Origin of the sequence: Streptococcus sp. 27098_8_69 (assembly GCF_041432445.1) — a bacterium.
In the GTDB taxonomy this organism is placed as follows: Bacteria; Bacillota; Bacilli; order Lactobacillales; family Streptococcaceae; genus Streptococcus.
In genome coordinates, this window is the sequence record NZ_JAPVZO010000034.1 from 1 (window position 1) to 19,377 (window position 19,377).

Annotated in this window: 16 protein-coding genes and 2 pseudogenes; 13 read left to right on the forward strand and 5 right to left on the reverse strand. The window is 41.4% G+C overall.

The features are described from left to right. Positions 1-55: 55 nt before the first annotated feature. The 5 genes and pseudogenes from O3658_RS09770 to treR all read right to left on the reverse strand — a co-directional run bounded on the left by O3658_RS09770 (position 56) and on the right by treR (position 8,976). Entirely contained in the window at positions 56-5,749 is a 5,694-nt protein-coding gene (locus tag O3658_RS09770) for an SIALI-17 repeat-containing surface protein (protein WP_371561230.1), read from the reverse strand. 166 nt (positions 5,750-5,915) lie between these two features. Further along, positions 5,916-6,968, reverse strand: a pseudogene (locus tag O3658_RS09775) (IS630 family transposase). Between the two features lie 406 nt (positions 6,969-7,374). Then, positions 7,375-7,782: a hypothetical protein gene (locus O3658_RS09780; protein WP_371561232.1), complete on the reverse strand. Its 408-nt coding sequence runs from the start codon at positions 7,780-7,782 to the stop codon at positions 7,375-7,377. A 12-nt stretch (positions 7,783-7,794) separates the two neighbouring features. Continuing rightward, positions 7,795-8,205, reverse strand: coding sequence for a hypothetical protein (locus tag O3658_RS09785; protein WP_371561233.1), 411 nt, complete (start codon positions 8,203-8,205; stop codon positions 7,795-7,797). Positions 8,206-8,268: 63 nt separating this feature from the next. Further along, the gene (gene treR, locus O3658_RS09790) at positions 8,269-8,976 is read right to left on the reverse strand and encodes a trehalose operon repressor (RefSeq protein ID WP_371561235.1); all 708 of its coding nucleotides are present in this window, start codon (positions 8,974-8,976) and stop codon (positions 8,269-8,271) included. A 188-nt stretch (positions 8,977-9,164) separates the two neighbouring features. On the opposite strand from treR, the gene treP reads away from it, so the two are divergent. From treP to yidD, 13 genes and pseudogenes are all read left to right on the forward strand, one after another. After that, positions 9,165-11,132: a PTS system trehalose-specific EIIBC component gene (treP, locus tag O3658_RS09795; RefSeq protein ID WP_371561237.1), complete on the forward strand. Its 1,968-nt coding sequence runs from the start codon at positions 9,165-9,167 to the stop codon at positions 11,130-11,132. A gap of 6 nt (positions 11,133-11,138) precedes the next feature. Next, a complete protein-coding gene (locus O3658_RS09800; protein ID WP_371561239.1) occupies positions 11,139-11,336 on the forward strand; it encodes a hypothetical protein in 198 nt (65 codons plus the stop codon). A 52-nt stretch (positions 11,337-11,388) separates the two neighbouring features. After that, positions 11,389-13,014 (forward strand): annotated as a pseudogene (treC, locus tag O3658_RS09805) (alpha,alpha-phosphotrehalase). 143 nt (positions 13,015-13,157) lie between these two features. Further along, positions 13,158-13,403, forward strand: a complete 246-nt coding sequence (locus O3658_RS09810; protein WP_001048970.1) for a YneF family protein — start codon at positions 13,158-13,160, stop codon at positions 13,401-13,403. Between the two features lie 205 nt (positions 13,404-13,608). Beyond that, entirely contained in the window at positions 13,609-14,403 is a 795-nt protein-coding gene (gene racE / locus O3658_RS09815; RefSeq protein WP_049503242.1) for a glutamate racemase, read from the forward strand. Beyond that, positions 14,400-15,371 (forward strand): nucleoside-triphosphate diphosphatase, encoded by a 972-nt coding sequence (locus O3658_RS09820; protein WP_178895470.1) that lies wholly within the window; start codon positions 14,400-14,402, stop codon positions 15,369-15,371. The genes racE and O3658_RS09820 overlap by 4 nt, the downstream gene beginning before the upstream one ends. Continuing rightward, entirely contained in the window at positions 15,347-15,868 is a 522-nt protein-coding gene (locus tag O3658_RS09825; protein ID WP_371561242.1) for a metallophosphoesterase, read from the forward strand. The genes O3658_RS09820 and O3658_RS09825 overlap by 25 nt, the downstream gene beginning before the upstream one ends. Next, the gene (cbpB, locus tag O3658_RS09830) at positions 15,865-16,326 is read left to right on the forward strand and encodes a cyclic-di-AMP-binding protein CbpB (protein ID WP_153224879.1); all 462 of its coding nucleotides are present in this window, start codon (positions 15,865-15,867) and stop codon (positions 16,324-16,326) included. The genes O3658_RS09825 and cbpB overlap by 4 nt, the downstream gene beginning before the upstream one ends. Next, entirely contained in the window at positions 16,323-17,057 is a 735-nt protein-coding gene (xerD, locus tag O3658_RS09835) for a site-specific tyrosine recombinase XerD (protein ID WP_371561244.1), read from the forward strand. Before cbpB ends, xerD begins: the two co-directional genes overlap by 4 nt. Next, positions 17,057-17,791 carry a segregation/condensation protein A gene (locus O3658_RS09840; protein WP_371561246.1) on the forward strand — a complete coding sequence of 245 codons (735 nt, stop codon included), beginning with the start codon at positions 17,057-17,059 and terminating at the stop codon, positions 17,789-17,791. Before xerD ends, O3658_RS09840 begins: the two co-directional genes overlap by 1 nt. 12 nt (positions 17,792-17,803) lie before the next feature. Beyond that, entirely contained in the window at positions 17,804-18,373 is a 570-nt protein-coding gene (gene scpB, locus O3658_RS09845) for an SMC-Scp complex subunit ScpB (RefSeq protein WP_281335478.1), read from the forward strand. Further along, complete coding sequence (locus tag O3658_RS09850) at positions 18,360-19,085, forward strand: pseudouridine synthase (RefSeq protein ID WP_371561249.1); 726 nt, start codon at positions 18,360-18,362, stop codon at positions 19,083-19,085. The genes scpB and O3658_RS09850 overlap by 14 nt, the downstream gene beginning before the upstream one ends. A gap of 13 nt (positions 19,086-19,098) precedes the next feature. After that, complete coding sequence (yidD, locus tag O3658_RS09855; protein WP_371561251.1) at positions 19,099-19,353, forward strand: membrane protein insertion efficiency factor YidD; 255 nt, start codon at positions 19,099-19,101, stop codon at positions 19,351-19,353. Positions 19,354-19,377 lie beyond the last annotated feature (24 nt).

Genomic DNA, 19,377 nt, shown 5'->3' on the forward strand with positions numbered 1-19,377 from the left:
ATTTTCCATCCTTTTTTATCTAGGAATAAATTTTTATTCCTGGGGGGGACAATGGTTAATCTTTCTTACCTTTTAGTAAGAAGGTGGCCGAGAGGGCTAGGCTGAGACTTGCCATAAAGAGGAGAGGGCTAGCTTGTTCACCTGTAGCTGGGAGTTGTCTGTCATTCGTAGAGACCTGATCATTGGCCTCATTACTTTCAACCAATGGTTTTGTGGTTTCTAGGTTTCTTTCTTCCGTATGAGCTGGGACAGGTTTAACAGTTGAGTCTTCTGTCTTGTAAACAATAGCGTAAGTGCTCACGTCAAAAGTAATAAACTCAATCATACCGTCTCGAATGGTGAATTCTTGTGATTTTAATTCATTTGTTGAAGTTAATTGATAGAGTTCTTGAACATCACCTGAAATTGGTAGTCGAACGAGTACAGCACCTTTTGGTTGAACTGGCTGTCCATCTTTATCCTTGAGTTGAAGAGTGTAAGCATCGTATTTCTTGCCCAAGAGTTCTTTGTTTTCAACTTTTTGACTATCGAGGTAGCTTGCGCCTCCTAGTTCAGTTGTTCCACTAATAACTTGAACTCTTGTAGTCTTGTCTTTCAATACTTTGAGTTTAAACTCAGGAACTGTGTTACTTGGCGCGGCTTGACCACTACCTGTTCCAATAGGTTTGGTATATTCAGGTCTTTCCACAGTAGGTGCTTTCTGGTCCCCAACTGTTCCGACAGGGCCAGTGTATTCAGGGATAACCACAGAAGGCGCTTCCTGATCTCCTGCAGTACCGATAGGTTCAGTATATTCAGGAATTATTACGGAAGGTGCTTCTTGGTCTCCTGCAGTCCCGATAGGCTCAGTGTATTCAGGGATAACCACAGAAGGCGCTTCTTGATCTCCCGCTGTGCCGATAGGCTCAGTGTACTCAGGTATTTCCACAGAAGGCGCTTCTTGGTCTCCCGCTGTTCCAATAGGCTCAGTGTATTCAGGGATAACCACAGAAGGTGCTTCTTGGTCTCCTGCAGTCCCGATAGGTTCAGTGTATTCAGGAATTACTACAGAAGGCGCTTCTTGGTCTCCTGCAGTCCCGATAGGCTCAGTGTATTCAGGAATTACCACAGAAGGCGCTTCCTGGTCTCCCGCAGTCCCGATAGGCTCGGTGTATTCAGGGATTACTAGGGAAGGCGCTTCTTGGTCTCCCGCTGTACCGATAGGTTCAGTGTATTCAGGAATTACTACAGAAGGCGCTTCTTGGTCTCCCGCTGTCCCGATAGGTTCAGTGTATTCAGGAATTACTACAGAAGGCGCTTCTTGGTCACCTGCAGTTCCAATAGGCTCAGTGTATTCAGGAATTAGTACGGAAGGCGCTTCTTGGTCTCCTACTGTACCGATAGGTTCAGTGTATTCAGGAATTACCACAGAAGGTGCTTCTTGGTCACCTGCAGTTCCGATAGGCCCAGTATATTCAGGAATTACCACAGAAGGCGCTTCTTGGTCACCTGCAGTTCCGATAGGATCTGTGTACTCAGGTATGGTTACTACTGGAGCAGGCTCATCCCCTTTACTTGTTTGAATTTTTTCTTCCACTGGACTGGTTTCATCCTTAGGAAATACTGTTACAACAGAGCTGCTGATTATTTTTCCTTGGATAGCATAAGCTTCTATCGGATTGCCAGCTTTACGATCTGTAGTTTCAGGGATGTCTAGTTGAACCTTGTTATCCTTAATGGTTAGAACAGTTTGTTCACCTGATGTGACAAGATGATCATCATCGACTTTTCTGAGTAGAAGAGGATCTTTGATACCAGGGAAGGTGACAGCGACTCCATCCCAATTGCCAGTTGGTAGGGTTAAGGTAACAGTCTTATCTTTGGACTTAATAGGATCAAGGCTTGGACTATCGAGAGACACAGATGGTGCCTTTAAGATATCAAAGGAATCAAGAGAGATTTTCTTTCGCCCTTCTGGAGAATCTGGATCTACTTTCAAAGTTAGGACGTGATCACCATCAGCTAGATTGGTGAATTCGCCAATCAAAGCTCCTTTTTCAGTCGCTCCTGGAGTGTAGAAGTCAAGGGCTGGCATCTCTTTTCCATCCAGTGTGACAAGTGCCTTGCCTAGTGATACCGTTTTTAATCCATAGATTCGGATACCTGTTCCAGAGAATGGGATGGTTGCAGTGGCTTCAGAAGCGAGGCTATCATCAGCGTTGATGTCAGCGTATTTTTCTGTAGAAGCATATAGTTCTGCATCGCTCCAATCCTTAAACATGGAACCATACTGGATACGAGGGTCACGGTCGTCAATCTTCTCAACAGTTGCTCCTTGTCCTGGGAAGACTTTGAAGTAATCGAGAGAAATTTTTGCACGCTCATTGGCACGTCCTTTGTGTTCGCGCTTAACTGTGATGGTCATCAAATGAGGACCTGAAGAAAGATTTGTGTAACGACCGATTAGGACACCTTTTTCAGTTGCTCCTGCTGTATAGAAGTCAAGTTCTCCAACAGATTTACCATCGATTTTAACGTCAGCAAGTCCCAATTGAGATGACTTGAGTCCGTAGATTTCAATACCAGGTCCATTGAAAGGAATAGTTGCAGTCGCATCCTTATCGGAGTAATTTCCATTTGAGATATCGGCGTATTTCTCTGTTCCACCAAAGAGTTCTGAGTCAGCCCAGTTTCCATAAGCAGAGCCGTACTGGATGCGCTTGTCACGGTCATCCATCAACTCACTGAAGGCATCGATGGAAGCAACGTCTGAAACTGGTGTTGTACGATTCCCTAGCATAGCCTTAACGCTATAAGTATAGGCGTGGCTAGAATCAATTGAGCGATCGATAAAGTGAGTTTGGTTGGTGATAAACTCACGTAGGGTAGAAGCTTGGCTATTTTCATCCTTGCTTTCTCGCTGGATGACATAATGACTTGCTCCCTTGACTGGGTTAAAATCAAGTTCAGCCGTCATGGCGTCTTTTCGAAGGGCTGATAGGCGAGTCACCCGTCCAGGGAAGTTTTCAAAGGTAATGACATCACCCTTTTGAGTCGCAAGTTGGATACGATTATCTTTGAGGCGACTAGCTTGAACTTCCTTACCATTAATCTTGATAATACTAGATTCGATATTTGGATAGTCTACGACTAAGTCTCCACCGACATTAGAAATGAAAGATAATGTTTCAAGATTTTTTTCTTGCCATTTCATGCTGACTTCAAAGTTGCCACGGGCTACAAGACCAGAAACTTGTCCGTCTTTCCATGCATCTGGAAGGGCTGGTAATGGAGCAATGTAGCCTGTGTGAGATTGAAGGAGCATTTCTGCCATACCGCTGGTTGCACCAAAGTTTCCATCGATTTGGAAAGGCGCGTGGGTATCCCAGAGATTTTCTAGGGTTGAAGATCTGAGCTGTTCAGCCAACAAACGGTGAGCACGATTTCCATCAAGCAGACGAGCCCAGAGGTTGATTTTATTGGCCTTAGACCATCCAGTTCCACCATCTCCACGGTGGTTTAAGGTTGCGCGTGCTGCTTCCAGATATTCAGGTTGATCCTTGCCAAATAAGGTGCCTGGGAAGAGACCAACTAGATGTGAAACGTGACGGTGATGATTTTCAATGCCTTCGTTGGTGAATTGTGGGCTGTCTTCCTCGTACCATTCCTTGATACGGCCGTCTTGGTTGATGTGAAGTGGTTTGAGCTTGTCAAATTTAGCCTTCACTTCTGTCACCAAATCTTGGTCGACCTTCAGATGATTGGCTGCTTCCATATAGTCGTGGAATAACTGCCAAACTAGAGATTGGTCAAAGGTATTCCCAATCGTGATAGTTCCATGTTCTGGCGAGTAAGATGGAGAAGAAACCCAACGGTCACTAGCCTTGTCGTAGTGCAAGAAGGAATTCCAGAACTTAGCAGTTTCCTTGAGCATTGGATAAATCTTTTCTTTAAGATAAGTTTCATCCTTGGTGAATTTGTAGTAGTCATAGACGTTTTGCATCATCCAAGCATTGGCAGCTGGAGACCAACCCCAATAGTAGTTCCAACCAGGAGTAGTCCAACCAAATGGTGTCGCCTGAGTATGAACCAACCAACCGTTTTCTTGACCTTCTTTGGATTCGATACCTGCATATTCTTTAGCAGCGATACGGCCATAGTAACGCATGTCATCAATATAATTAATCATTGGCTTAGCCGTTTCTGCGAGATTACTCATGTAGGCAGGCCAGTAGTTCATTTGTAGGTTGACATTGAGGTGGTAGTCTGAGTTCCAAGGTGGATTATCTACAGCATTCCAGACCCCTTGCAAGTTGGCAGGGAGGGCATCTGTCCGGTTACGAGAAGAACTGATCAGTAGGTAACGTCCGTATTGGAAGAAGAGTTCTTCTAGCTTTTGACCTTTTGTTGGATTATAGGTTTGGAGAGCTTCTTTTGTAGTTTGATTAGACTTGCTACCGCCGAGGTTTAGTTGAACACGATTGAAAAGGCTTTGGTAATCCTTGATGTGGTCATTTTTCAGAGTCTCATAGTCTTTTGCCTTGGCAGTATCTACGATAGATTTGACAGTTTTCTCTACGTCAATATCCTTGCGATAATTAGTTTTTGGATTTTGAGCAAAATTAGTCTTGGCACTGAGTAAAAGGGTCGCATAGCTTGCTCCTGTAACAGTCAAATAACCATCTTGAGCAGTGACTTGTCCGTCAGTCTTGATACCAAGATAAGAGGCAAATTGAAGGCCGTTATCTTTAACAGTACCCTTGAGCAAAATACCATTAGAATCTACACTGACAGTCCCCTTTTTGTAATTAGAATTATCCCAAGAATACTGTCCATTAGCAATTAGGTCTTCTGTTAAGCTATTCCAAAGTGTAAAATCAAGGGTCTTATCCCCTTTTTTACTCAAGTGGGTGACAGTAACATCGTCTGGGAAGCTAGAGAAGGTCTCGCGTTTGAAGCTTGTCCCATCTTGGGTATAGGAGGTAGTTGTGATAGCTTCAGAAATATCCAAGCCACGGTAGTAGTCGGTAACATTCTCCAAGCCTTTCTTTTGGTTATTGAAGACCATAAAGACATCACCGAAGGCTAGGTAGCGACCATATTGGGCATTATTAGGCCCAACGAGATTTCTTTCAGCTAGGCGTTTGGCTTTTTGACGGTCACCGTCCTCTAAGGCCTTACGGATTTCTGCTAAGACCTTGTAGCGATCTTTGTAGTTTCCGCCGTTGTAGTCTTGACTATCTGGCTGTGGGCCTCCAGACCAAAGTGTTTTTTCATTGTACTGGATTCTTTCTTCACCAATCAAGCCAAAGACTTTGGCACCCATTTCTCCATTTCCGACTGGCAGGGCTTGTTTTTCCCATCCATCATAGGAAGGAGCAGTTGGTTGGTTGTAATGTAGTTCGTAATGTTCTTGCTTGTTCACAGGAAGTTCTGGTTTCTCGCTCTCCTTATTTTCAGCAGGAGGAGTAGCTGTGCTAGTATCTGACTGACTACTTGTTTGAGGTAATTCTGGCTCTGCGATGGTTTGCTTCTCAGATGATTCAGCTATAGGCTGAGTCTCTGTGTTAGAAGCAACAACTTCCTCAACTTTCGGATCCGGTTTAGCAGAGGTTTCAGTAATTGTTGCCTCACTTTCCGGAATCTCGATACCATCAGCAGCCACACCCTGTGCTGCTAAAAAAACAGCTCCTAGTAAAATAGAGGCAGCTCCGATGCTCAATTTTCGGATGCTATACTTACAGGATTTTTCCCAATATCTCTTATCCACAAAATTCTCCTCTCTCATGTTTGGAAGCGCATACATTTTATTGCAAAAAAATAAGTCTTCAGAAATATATGTGATTTTTTCGGATAATTTTAATATAACAAATAAATGGAGTTATTGCAAGGGCTTTCAAGGAAAATGGGCTTATTTTACTAAGTTTTACTAATACTCAATTGTTTTCAAAAAGCAACCTTGTCCATTGTCTGCTGACAGTGGACTTTAAAACGCCTTTTTCTAGTCCTTGAATAACTTCTTGAAGGACTAGAAAAAGGCGGCTTCTAATGTTTGGAACGCCTTATTTTTAAAGCCTCGTTTTCGAATTTCTTTCCAGACTTGTTCAATAGGGTTCATTTCTGGTGTATAAGGTGGGATAAAAGCTAACTCAATATTACTACTTGGAATCTCTAAGGTACTTGATTTATGCCATATAGCATTATCCATTACAAGTAAAATATAATCATCCGGATAAGCTTGTGAGACTTGCCGTAGAAATTCATTCATCCACTCAGTATTGCATCCTCCAGAAATAAGGAAGAAGGAATCTCCTGTCTGAGCATCTACTGCCCCATAACAATAGCGATATTCTCGCATATAATGACTATGAATGTTAGGTCGGATTCCTTGAGGAGCCCAACAAGAACTCATCTTACTGATTCTCCCGAAACCGGCTTCATCTTGGTACATCAAACGTACTTTGTTATAAGTCCCCTTCTCTTTAAAGCGCTTACTTAAGGTCTCGAATGTAGATTTTATTTTTAGACGTCTCAATTGTTTGAGCGTCTGCCTTCTTGGGATGTTCAGGTCTGGGAGTGACCGTTCGCCAACCATGGCGTTTCAAGAGATAATAAAAACCATCATGTGTAGAAGTGCGACCAATCTCTTTTTGATAGGCTTCGAATAACTGATTGACAGTCACAAATTCCCCAGCCTGAGCAGCTTCTATATGACGTTTTAGAAATGATTGTTCTTCTTCGTAAGTCATATATTCTCGATGACGTCCACCACGGGTTTCTTGAAGAAGAGCTTCTAAACCAAACTCCTTATATTTTTTCAAATTCCTCCAAACAGTTGTTTTATTGCAATCTAGCAGATCCATGATTTCCTTATAACTCTTTCCTTTTGAGCGAAAATAAATAATCTGTAGACGTTTGTGATATTTGGCGTACGATGAATCTCTCAGGAGTTTTTCAATTTTCTGTATTTCTTCGTTTGTGAGTTTCATAACTACTATTATAAGATGGTTTTTGATTTTAGTCTAGTATTACTACTAAAAAGACTCTTTATCACCTACTATTTTATGTAGTTAATAAAGAGTCTTTTTATTTAGTAGAGATAATTTCGAGTAGAATTAATTAAAGATAATAGTAGGTAAGGTGGTCAACTAATTTATAGTTTTTTTAGTATTTTACCAAATAGTTTCTCTAATTTTTTAAATCTACATAAATTGTTCTGCATGTATCGAAGTTATGAATCTTATCACCTTATTATATTCGTATTTTCTGCATAGTATCTTTTAGATAAATTCAGAAAATTAAATCAGATAAAATTATACTAATTTTGAAATATACATAGTGTTAAAGGTTTCTACTCGTTCTAATTTTTTCTCGCATCTTCATCATTATCACTTTTTAAAGATTATCATAGTATTTTTTGAAAGCATCAAAATAATACTTAACTTCTTCCAGATTATCTACACGACTCCCCCAACGTAACTTAGTATTTCCTAAAGTTTTTGCTAAGCCATCTCCTCTTTTACCAGATGTTAATAGACTTATACCATTTTGTCTAGGAACCGCTATGCCAATAACACCAGTACCACCCATACGAAACATTTGCCGTGGACCGCTATTTCCAACACCAATATCTACTCCCCTTAATTTGGGAAAGTCCACAGATAAGCGAAAATCAAAACTTGTTGGATCCAAATCATCATAAGTGATTTTACGGATAATATAATCTTGACCGAAGTAACTATCAAGCATTTCAATTAAGACTTGATAACCTTTGCTCGTTCTAATTTCTTCTCGTATCTTCATCACTATCACTCTCTAAAGATTATCATAGTATTTTTTGAAAGCATCAAAATAATACTTAACTTCTTCAGCTTTATTTACTTGACCACCCCACTCTAATTTTTTATCTCCTAAAATCCAAAATAGACCATCTCCTCTTTCACCTGAAGTCAGCATCCCCAAGCCATCAATTTTAGGAATACCTATGCTAATATCACCATCTCCTCCCATACGAAACATCTGGCGTGGACCACTATTAGCAATACCTACATCTACTCCCTTTAGTTTAGGAAAGTCCACAGATAAGCGAAAGTCGAAACTTGTTGGATCCAAATCATCATAAGTAATTTTTCGAATAATATAATCTTGACCAAAGTAACTATCAAGCATTTCAATTAAGACTTGATAACCTTTGCTCGTTCTAATTTTTTCTCGTATCTCTAACATCTTATTTCACCATTTTAAACCTTCCATTATTTTAAAACTTGATAACTATGCGCCTTATCCTATTTACTTTCGCTTAGCAAAATCTACAAATCGAAACTTCTCAAGTTTGTGTCGGCTTTCGGTGAACTGAAATTGGCATCCGTCTTGGAGATAGACTTTTGACTTAATGGAAACAACATAGGGATCTTTACCAATATCCATGAGAATCTTATCTCTATCGTTACTATGGTCAATGGTGATTTCCTTTTGAGCATAGTCGATGATTAACTTCAGATCATTTTCGATATAGGAGTAGATAGATTGTTCGGCAATTTCTCTGGTTAGTTTAGGAACGAGTTCCATATCTAGATAATCAATATCCAGTACGGACACCAGATCATCTACCACCCGTTGACGAACCACCTTCCAAACCATCCGAAATTCTGGGAAGCCAGTTAACAGAGAAGTTTTTTTATCGATGATAATTTTATCTAGACTCACGACATTCGTTTTTGAGCGAAGTCCTAACTCTTGGACCAATTCTTGGTAGCTAGTTAGGTTAGACACTGGGAAATTCACAGTTTCTTCTTTAATGACCTGAGAACCCTGCCCTCTGATTTTTTTAATCAATCCCTCTTCTTGGAGAAGAGCTAAGGCTTTTCGTACAGTATCACGACTCACCTGATACTGGTCCATGAGTTCGTGTTCACTAGGGAGAAAATCTCCAACAGCATAGGTTTCTTCATGAATTGCTTTTTCTATTTGTTTGTATAATTGTTGATATTTTTTCACATTTCTTCCTTTAAAAAAATCGATTGATGAACCCTACAAGAGTTTCTTGTATTTATTTTACCATACAAGTTGCCAAAATATACAGAAAAAAACCATTATTTTTAACAAACAACTTGCATACAAGTTTGGTATCGATTACAATTGGATTATCAAGTCAAGGAAATCTTGAAAAATATAAGGAGATTCAAATGGGAAAATTTGAACAAGAAGCTAAAGACTTGCTACAAGCAATCGGAGGCAAAGATAATATCACGGCAGTAACCCACTGTGCAACACGGATGCGGTTTGTTCTAGGAGATGATCAGAAAGCTGATATCAAGGCTATCGAATCCATCTCAGCAGTTAAGGGGACTTTTACAAACGCTGGTCAATTCCAGGTAATCATCGGAAATGATGTGCCCATTTTTTATAATGATTTTACAGCTGTTTCTGGGATCGAAGGAGTTTCTAAAGAAGCGGCTAAGTCAGCTGCTAAGAGTAATCAAAATCCAGTTCAACGTGTGATGACAACTCTGGCTAAAATCTTTACACCGATCATTCCGGCCTTGATCGTCGGAGGATTGATCCTCGGTTTCCGTAATGTCCTTGAGGGCGTGCATTGGTCAATGTTGGATGGCAAGACCATCACAGAATCCTCTCAGTTTTGGTCAGGAGTCAATCACTTCCTCTGGTTGCCAGGTGAGGCCATCTTCCAGTTCTTGCCAGTAGGGATTACTTGGTCTGTTTCTCGTAAGATGGGAACCAGCCAAATCTTGGGTATTGTTCTCGGGATCTGTTTGGTTTCTCCTCAGTTGCTGAATGCCTATGCGGTTGCTTCGACACCTGCATCCGAAATTGCAGCCAACTGGGTATGGAATTTTGGTTACTTCACGGTTAATCGTATTGGTTACCAAGCTCAAGTTATCCCAGCTTTACTGGCAGGATTGAGTTTGGCTTATCTTGAAATTTTCTGGCGCAAGCATATCCCAGAAGTCATTTCTATGATTTTTGTACCATTCTTATCATTGATTCCAGCCTTGATTTTGGCTCATACTGTTTTGGGACCAATCGGATGGACAATTGATCAAGGACTCTCGGCAGTTGTATTGGCAGGGTTAACTGGTCCAGTTAAGTGGCTCTTCGGTGCGATCTTTGGTGCCCTCTATGCTCCATTTGTTATCACTGGTCTTCACCACATGACCAATGCCATTGATACGCAATTGATTGCTGATGCTGGTGGAACTGCTCTCTGGCCTATGATTGCTCTTTCTAATATTGCCCAAGGTTCAGCAGTTTTTGCTTACTATTTGATGCACCGTCGTGATGAGCGTGAAGCTCAGGTATCACTTCCAGCAACTATTTCAGCCTATCTCGGTGTAACAGAACCTGCCCTCTTTGGGGTTAACGTCAAATACATCTATCCATTTGTGGCTGGGATGATTGGTTCAGCTCTTGCAGGTATGCTTTCTGTGACATTTAACGTGACTGCTGCTTCTATCGGTATCGGTGGTTTGCCAGGTATTCTTTCTATTCAACCACAATACATGCTTCCATTTGCAGGGACCATGCTAGTTGCAATCGTTGTTCCAATGCTATTGACCTTCTTCTTCCGTAAGGCAGGACTCTTTACAAAAACAGAAGATGACACAGAATTAAAAGCAGAATTTCAAGCACAGGAAGAAGCAGAATTCCATCATCAAGAATCAACTCCTGTTGCTTCAACAAAAATTGTCAGTCCACTGGAAGGACAAGTAAAAGAACTAAGTCAAGCAACAGACCCAGTCTTTGCATCAGGTGTCATGGGACAAGGTCTAGTGATTGAACCAAGCCAAGGTGAGTTGACTTCGCCAGTAAATGGTACAGTGACAGTCCTATTTCCAACTAAGCACGCCATCGGTATTGTATCAGATGAAGGTGTTGAGTTATTGATGCACATAGGCATGGACACTGTTGGTCTAGAAGGTCGTGGCTTTGAAAGTCTTGTATCTCAAGGAGACCATGTTACTGTAGGACAAAAATTGATTAGCTTTGACATGAAAGTGATCAAGGATGCAGGACTTGTGACTGAAACTCCAGTCATCATCACTAACCAAGATGCGTACACAGCGACAATCGAAGGAACTTATCCTCGAATGATTAAACACGGGGAAGACTTGATGGTCGCCAAGCGAATCTAATACTCAATGAAAATCAAAGAGCAAACTAGGAAGCTAGACGCAGGTTGCTCAAAACACCGTTTTGAGGTTGTGGATAGAACTGACGAAGTCAGCTCAAAACACTGTTTTGAGGTTGCGGATAGAACTGACGAAGTCAGTAACCATACCTACGGTAAGGCGACGCTGACGTGGTTTGAAGAGATTTTCGAAGAGTATAAGTTTTAAAATGTATAGGGTTGGGATATAGCTCCCTCCCTTTTATCAAAAAGGAGAAACTATGGCTCTTGATAAAAGAAAAGTTGTCTATCAAATCTATCCAAAATCATATAAGGACACGACAGGAAGTGGAATCGGTGATTTCAGAGGCATCATCGAAAAAATTCCTTATCTAGCGGAGTTGGGCGTGGATATGGTTTGGCTCAATCCTTTCTACCCAAGCCCTCAGCGGGATAATGGCTACGATATTTCAGACTATACAGCCGTCAATCCTATCTTTGGGGATATGGCTGATTTTGAAGAAATGGTCCGTGTCGGAAAAGAATACAAGATTGACTTCATGCTAGATATGGTGCTCAACCACTGCTCAACGGAGCATGAATGGTTTCAAAAGGCTCTTGCTGGAGACAAATACTACCAAGATTTCTTCTTCATTCAGGACCAACCAACCGATTGGTTGTCTAAATTTGGTGGTTCTGCCTAGTCACCTTTTGGAGATACAGGAAAATACTATCTCCACCTCTTTGACGTGACGCAGGCGGATCTCAATTGGCGTAATCCCAATGTCCGCAAGGAATTGTTCCAGGTGGTCAACTTCTGGCGTGACAAGGGTGTCAAAGGATTTCGTTTTGACGTGATTAATTTGATCGGTAAAGATGAGGTCTTGGTGGATTGCCCTGAAAACGAAGGGAAACCAGCTTATACGGATAAACCAATTGTCCATGACTATCTTCACATGATGAATGAAGCGACCTTCGGTTCTGATGATAGTTTTATGACAGTTGGAGAGATGTCGTCGACAACGATTGATAACTGTGTTCTTTATTCAGCTCCAGAGCGTCACGAGTTGTCTATGACCTTTAACTTCCATCATCTTAAAGTAGACTATGAAGATGGTCAAAAATGGACCATTGCTCCCTTTGATTTTGAAGAGCTCAAACGTCTCTATCATACATGGGGCAAGGAAATGAGTGAACGAGGTGGTTGGAGTGCCCTTTTCTGGAATAACCATGACCAGCCTCGCGCTCTGAATCGCTTTGTGGATATCCAGAACTTCCGTAATGAAGGAGCGACCATGCTGGCAGCTAGCATTCACTTGTCACGTGGGACCCCTTATATCTACATGGGCGAAGAAATCGGCATGATTGATCCAGACTATGATTCGATGGCAGATTATGTGGATGTGGAATCCATCAATGCTTACCAGATGCTTTTGGATCAAGGCAAGTCCCCTCAGCAAGCTTTCGAAATTATCCAAGCTAAGTCACGTGATAATTCTCGTACACCAATGCAATGGGATGCTTCTGAAAATGCAGGTTTTTCAACAGGTACTCCATGGTTGAAGGTTGGTAAATCTTATAAAGACATCAACGTTGAAAATGAAATCGACGGTCCAATCTTTAAATTCTATCAAGAATTGATTCGCTTGCGCAAAGAAATGCCCATCATTTCAGAAGGAAGCTACCAGCCAGCATTTGAAGATAGTAATCAAGTCTACGCCTTTGAACGCCACTTAGACGGTCAAAAACTCTTGGTGCTCAATCATTTCTATGGCAGTGAAGCTGAAGTGGCAATCTCGGCAGAATACCAAGCAGGGCGCTTGCTCTTGTCAAACTATGAGAATGTGGAACTTGCTGAAAAAGTAATTCTTAAACCATACCAAACGCTAGCGATTTATGTAGATTAAAATCAAGAAAGAGCCTTTTTCTAAGGAATAGAAGGGCTCTTTTTTTACTAGAATCCATTTCTATGAAAGCGTAACTCAAACTAGTCAGGCGTGGGAGTTTATGGTATAATATAGAAGATTCAAAAAGAAACAGGAGAAATGTAATGAACCTTATTTTAGCAATTGTATTGATTCTTTTAGCTTTTCTAGGAGGAGCTCTTGGAGGTATGTACTTGGTGCGCAAGCAAATCGAAAAAGAATTTGCGGATAACCCACGTTTGAACGCAGAAGCAGTTCGTACTCTCTTGAGTGCAAACGGTCAAAAGCCAAGCGAAGCTAAAGTACAACAAGTTTACCACCAAATCATTCGCCAACAAAAAGCAGCCCTTGCTAACAATAAAAAGAAATAAATAGGAAAAGTCTGGGATGAAAGTTCCAGACTTCTCACTATGTTTGACTGATATTTAGAGACAAGACTTTTTCCTTGCATTCTATTGATATTTGATTATGATTAAGAGGGAGACAGTGGGGAGCTACCCAGTCTGTCAGCAATTTCAGGAAGAAATGAATAATAATGAACTATCAATCAGAAAAAAATACTAGAAAGAAGACTGTATGGATAATCGACCGATTGGTTTTTTGGATTCGGGCGTTGGAGGTTTGACGGTTGTACGTGAACTCATGCGCCAGCTTCCCCATGAAGAAATCGTCTATATTGGAGATTCGGCACGGGCTCCTTATGGTCCCCGTCCTGCTGAGCAGATTCGTGAATATACTTGGCAACTGGTCAACTTTCTTTTGACCAAGGATGTTAAGATGATTGTCATTGCGTGTAATACAGCAACGGCAGTCGTTTGGGAAGAGATTAAAGCCAAGTTGGATATTCCGGTGCTGGGTGTGATTTTGCCTGGTGCATCAGCAGCCATCAAAGCGAGTCAAGGTGGGAAGATCGGTGTGATTGGAACCCCGATGACGGTAAAATCAGATATTTATCGACAAAAGATTCATGATCTAGACCCAGATTTACAAGTGGAAAGCTTGGCCTGCCCTAAGTTTGCTCCCTTGGTCGAGTCAGGTGCTCTATCGACCAGTGTGACCAAGAAAGTTGTCTATGAAACTTTGCGTCCCTTAGTCGGAAAAGTAGATAGCTTGATTTTAGGCTGTACTCATTATCCACTCCTCAGACCTATCATCCAAAATGTCATGGGGCCTAAGGTTCAGCTGATCGATAGTGGAGCTGAGTGTGTGCGTGATATTTCAGTCTTGCTCAATTACTTTGAGATTAACCGTAGCCGAGATGCAGCGCCCCTTCAACACCGTTTTTACACAACTGCAAATAGCCAAAGTTTTGCCCAGATAGGAGCAGAGTGGCTGGAAAAAGAGATTCATGTGGAGCATGTAACATTATGACAAACAAAATTTATGAATACAAAGATGACCAGGACTGGTATGTTGGATCCTACAGTGTTTTTGGTGGCATTCGGACTTTGACGGATGATGAGTTAGAGTTTCCGCTATTTGATTTGGCCAAAATCTTTCGAGATGAGGAGCGAGGATTTCCGCTTTCAGTCACTGTTTTACGATATGGTTCAGCCTACCGCTTACTCTCTTTTGTGGTAGATATTCTCAACCAAGAAGCGGACCGAAACTTGGAAGTTATTCAACGTCAGGGTGCCTTGCTCTTAGTTGAAAATGGACAACTTCTGCATGTAGAATTGCCTAAAGAAGGAGTCAATGTTCAAGACTTTTTCGAGACAAATAAAGTCAGAGAAACCTTGTTGATTGCAACTCGTAACGAGGGTAAAACCAAGGAATTTCGTGCTATCTTTGACAAACTAGGTTATGACGTAGAAAATCTCAATGATTATCCAGACCTACCTGAAGTAGCCGAAACAGGTATGACCTTTGAAGAAAATGCCCGCCTGAAGGCAGAAACCATCTCTAAATTAACAGGAAAGATGGTTCTAGCAGATGATTCTGGTCTTAAAGTCGATGTCCTCGGTGGTCTGCCAGGCGTTTGGTCAGCTCGTTTCGCAGGAGTGGGAGCCACTGACCAGGAAAACAATGCTAAACTCTTGCACGAATTAGCTATGGTCTTTGAACTCAAGGACCGTTCAGCTCAATTCCATACAACCTTGGTCGTAGCTAGCCCAGGTAAGGAAAGCTTGGTTGTCGAAGCTGACTGGCCAGGCTACATTAATTTTGAACCTAAGGGTGAAAATGGTTTTGGCTATGATCCGCTCTTCTTAGTAGGAGAAACTGGCAAATCCTCAGCTGAATTAACCCTCGAAGAAAAAAATAGTCAATCCCACCGTGCCTTAGCCGTTAAGAAACTTTTGGAGGTATTTCCATCATGGCAAAGCAAACCATCATTGTAATGAGCGATTCTCATGGAGATAGCTTAATTGTAGAAGAAATCCGTGACCGCTATCTTGGGAAAGTTGATGCTATTTTTCACGATGGTGACTCGGAACTTCGTCCGGATTCACCACTTTGGGAAGGAATCCAAGTAGTCAGAGGAAACATGGACTTTTATTCAGACTATCCAGAACGTTTGGTGACTCAACTGGGTCCTACCAAGATTATCCAGACTCATGGACATTTGTTTGATATTAACTTCAATTTCCAAAAGCTTGATTTTTGGGCTCAAGAGGAAGATGCAGATATCTGTCTTTATGGGCACTTGCATGTTCCAAAAGCTTGGATGGAAGGAAAGACCCTCTTCCTAAATCCTGGTTCTATTAGTCAGCCACGTGGGATCATCAGAGAATGTCTCTATGCCCGTGTAGAGATTGATGATAGCTACTTTAAAGTGGACTTTTTGACACGGAACCATGAGGTCTATCCAGGCTTATCCAAGGAGTTTGCTCGATGATTGCCAAAGAGTTTGAACAGTTTTTACTGGAGCAAGAGGAAACCTTTTTAACTCCTGCTGAAAACTTGGCTGTACTCATTGATACCCACAATGCAGATCATGCAATTCTCCTCCTTAGCCAGATGACCTATACCAGAGTGCCAGTAGTGACTGATGAGAAAGAATTTGTCGGAACCATTGGACTTAGAGACATTCTGGCCTACCAGATGGAGCAGGGCTTGAGTCAGGAAGCCATGGCAGATACGGATATCGTACATATGACCAAGAAGGACGTGGCAGTTGTCAGTCCAGACTATACACTGACGGATGTTTTACATAAGTTAGTGGATGAGTCTTTCCTACCAGTCGTTGACAAGGATGGTATCTTCCAAGGCATTATCACACGGAAGTCTATTCTTAAGGCTGTCAATGCTCTCTTGCATGATTTTAGTAAGGAATATGAGATTCGAAGCAAATGAGAGAAGGAATTTCAGCATTTTTAGAAGAAAAACAAGGTTTGTCTGTAAATTCTAAGCAATCCTATAAGTATGACTTGGAGCAGTTTTTAGATCTTGTAGGAGAACGAATCTCTGAGACAAGTTTAAAAATCTACCAAGCTCAACTATCTCAGTTTAAAATCAGTGTCCAAAAGCGTAAGGTTTCTGCTTGCAATCAATTTCTTTACTTTTTATACCAGAAGGGGAAAATTGCTACCTTTTATCGTTTAGAATTGCCGAAACAGGCTGAGAAAAAGCAAGTTCAGTCAGAACTTTTAGATCTCAGTTCTTTCTGGCAAGAAAGTGCCTATCCAGAGGGACGCTTGTTGGCCTTACTGATAGTTGAATTGGGCCTCTTACCAAGTGAAATTCTAGCCTTAAAAACAAGTGATGTGAACCTAGATTTTCAAGTGTTGAGAGTCAATAAAGCTTCTCAACAAAGAATCTTGAGCCTTCCCACAAACTTGCTTGCGGAGTTAGAACCCTTGATGGGACAGACCTACCTCTTTGAAAAGGCTGGTAAGCCCTACTCTCGTCAATGGGCCTTTCGTCAGTTAGAAGCCTTTCTAAAGGAAAAAGGTTTTTCAGATTTATCTGCCCAAGGATTGAGAGAACAGTTTATATTAAGACAAATCGAAGAAAAGGTTGACTTGTACGAAATTGCTAAAAAATTAGGATTAAAGACAGTCATGACCTTGGAAAAATATAGATAATGGATATTAAATTAAAAGATTTTGAAGGGCCTTTGGATCTTCTTTTGCACTTGGTTTCAAAGTACCAGATGGATATCTATGATGTGCCGATTACAGAGGTTATCGAGCAATATCTAGCCTATATCTCAACCTTACAAGCCATGCGTTTGGAAGTCGCAGGCGAATACATGGTCATGGCTAGCCAACTTATGCTGATCAAAAGTCGCAAGCTCTTGCCGAAGGTTGCAGAAGTGACGGACCTAGAGGATGATCTGGAGCAGGACCTCCTTTCTCAAATCGAAGAATACCGTAAGTTTAAACTTTTGGGAGAGCAGTTGGAAGTGAAGCACCAGGAACGAGCCCAATATTACTCAAAAGCACCCACAGAGTTGGTCTATGAGGATGCAGAACTTGTGCATGATAAGACGACGATTGATCTTTTCTTAGCCTTTTCAAACTTGCTTTCCAAGAAAAAAGAAGAGTTCTCGCAAAATCATACAACCATTTTACGAGATGAGTATAAGATTGAAGATATGATGGTTATCGTTCGAGAAGCCTTGGTTGAAGGTGAGCAATTATGCTTGCAGGATTTGTTTAAAGAAACCAAGGATTTACAAGAGGTCATCACACTCTTTTTAGCAACTTTGGAGTTGATTAAAACCCAAGAAATTCTCTTAATTCAAAAAGAGAGCTTTGGAGATATCTATCTCCTGAAAAAGAAAGAAGAAAATCAAGTAGAACAAAGTCAGGCTTGATAGAGAGGAAATATGAGTACTTTAGCAGAAATAGAAGCACTCCTCTTTGTAGCGGGTGAAGATGGGATTAGGATTCGTCAATTGGCTGAACTCCTCTCGCTACCTCCAACAGGTATTCAGCAGAGTCTAGAAAAATTAGCCAAAAAGTATGAAAAAGACCAGGATTCTAGTCTGGCCCTGATTGAGACAGGTGGTGCCTACAGATTGGTAACCAAGCCTCAATTTGCAGCTATTTTGAAAGAATATTCTAAGGCGCCCATCAACCAGAGTCTATCTCGAGCTGCGCTAGAAACCTTGTCCATCATTGCTTATAAGCAGCCTATCACACGGATAGAAATTGATGCCATCCGTGGGGTCAACTCTAGCGGTGCTCTAGCTAAGTTGCAGGCCTTTGACTTGATACGAGAAGATGGGAAAAAAGAGGTACTTGGACGCCCTAATCTCTATGTAACGACGGATTATTTCCTAGATTACATGGGCATTAACCACTTGGAAGAATTGCCCGTGATTGATGAGCTTGACATTCAAGCACAAGAAAGCCAATTATTTGGTGAAAGGATAGAAGAAGATGAGAATCAATAAATATATTGCCCACGCAGGTGTGGCCAGTAGGAGAAAAGCAGAAGAGTTGATCAAGCAAGGCTTGGTGACTGTCAACGGCCAAATGGTACGTGAATTAGCAACCACTATCAAGTCAGGCGACAAGGTTGAAGTTGAAGGTCAACCTATCTACAACGAAGAAAAGGTTTATTATCTGCTTAACAAACCACGCGGTGTCATTTCCAGTGTGACAGATGACAAGGGCCGCAAGACGGTTGTGGACCTCTTGCCTAATGTGAAAGAGCGTATCTACCCTGTGGGACGTTTGGACTGGGATACATCTGGAGTCTTGATTTTGACCAACGATGGGGACTTTACAGATGAGATGATTCACCCTCGTAATGAGATTGATAAGGTCTATGTTGCGCGTGTGAAAGGGATTGCCAACAAAGAAAATCTCCGTCCCTTGACTCGTGGAGTAGAGATTGATGGCAAGAAGACCAAGCCGGCTGTTTATGAGATTCTTAAAGTGGATCCAGTTAAAAACCGTTCAGTTGTACAGTTAACAATCCATGAGGGACGCAATCACCAGGTTAAAAAGATGTTTGAAGCTGTTGGTCTCCAAGTAGATAAACTTTCTCGAACTCGTTTTGGTCATCTAGACTTGACAGGACTTCGTCCAGGAGAATCACGTCGTCTCAATAAAAAAGAAATCAGCCAACTACACACCATGGCTGTAACAAATAATAAATAATAAATAATGAATAATGAAAAAAATCTTAATTGCGCCAGTGCGCTTTTACCAATGCTTTATCTCGCCAGCCTTTCCACCGTCTTGCAGATTTGAACCCTCTTGTTCAAACTATATGATTCAGGCTATTGAAAAACATGGATTCAAGGGAGTTTTGATGGGCTTGGCTAGGATATTACGTTGCCATCCTTGGTCTGAAACGGGTAAAGATCCAGTACCAGACTACTTTTCATTAAAGCGAAATACAAGAGAAGAAGGATCACATTTGTGATTCTTTTATTGTTATAAGAGTAAG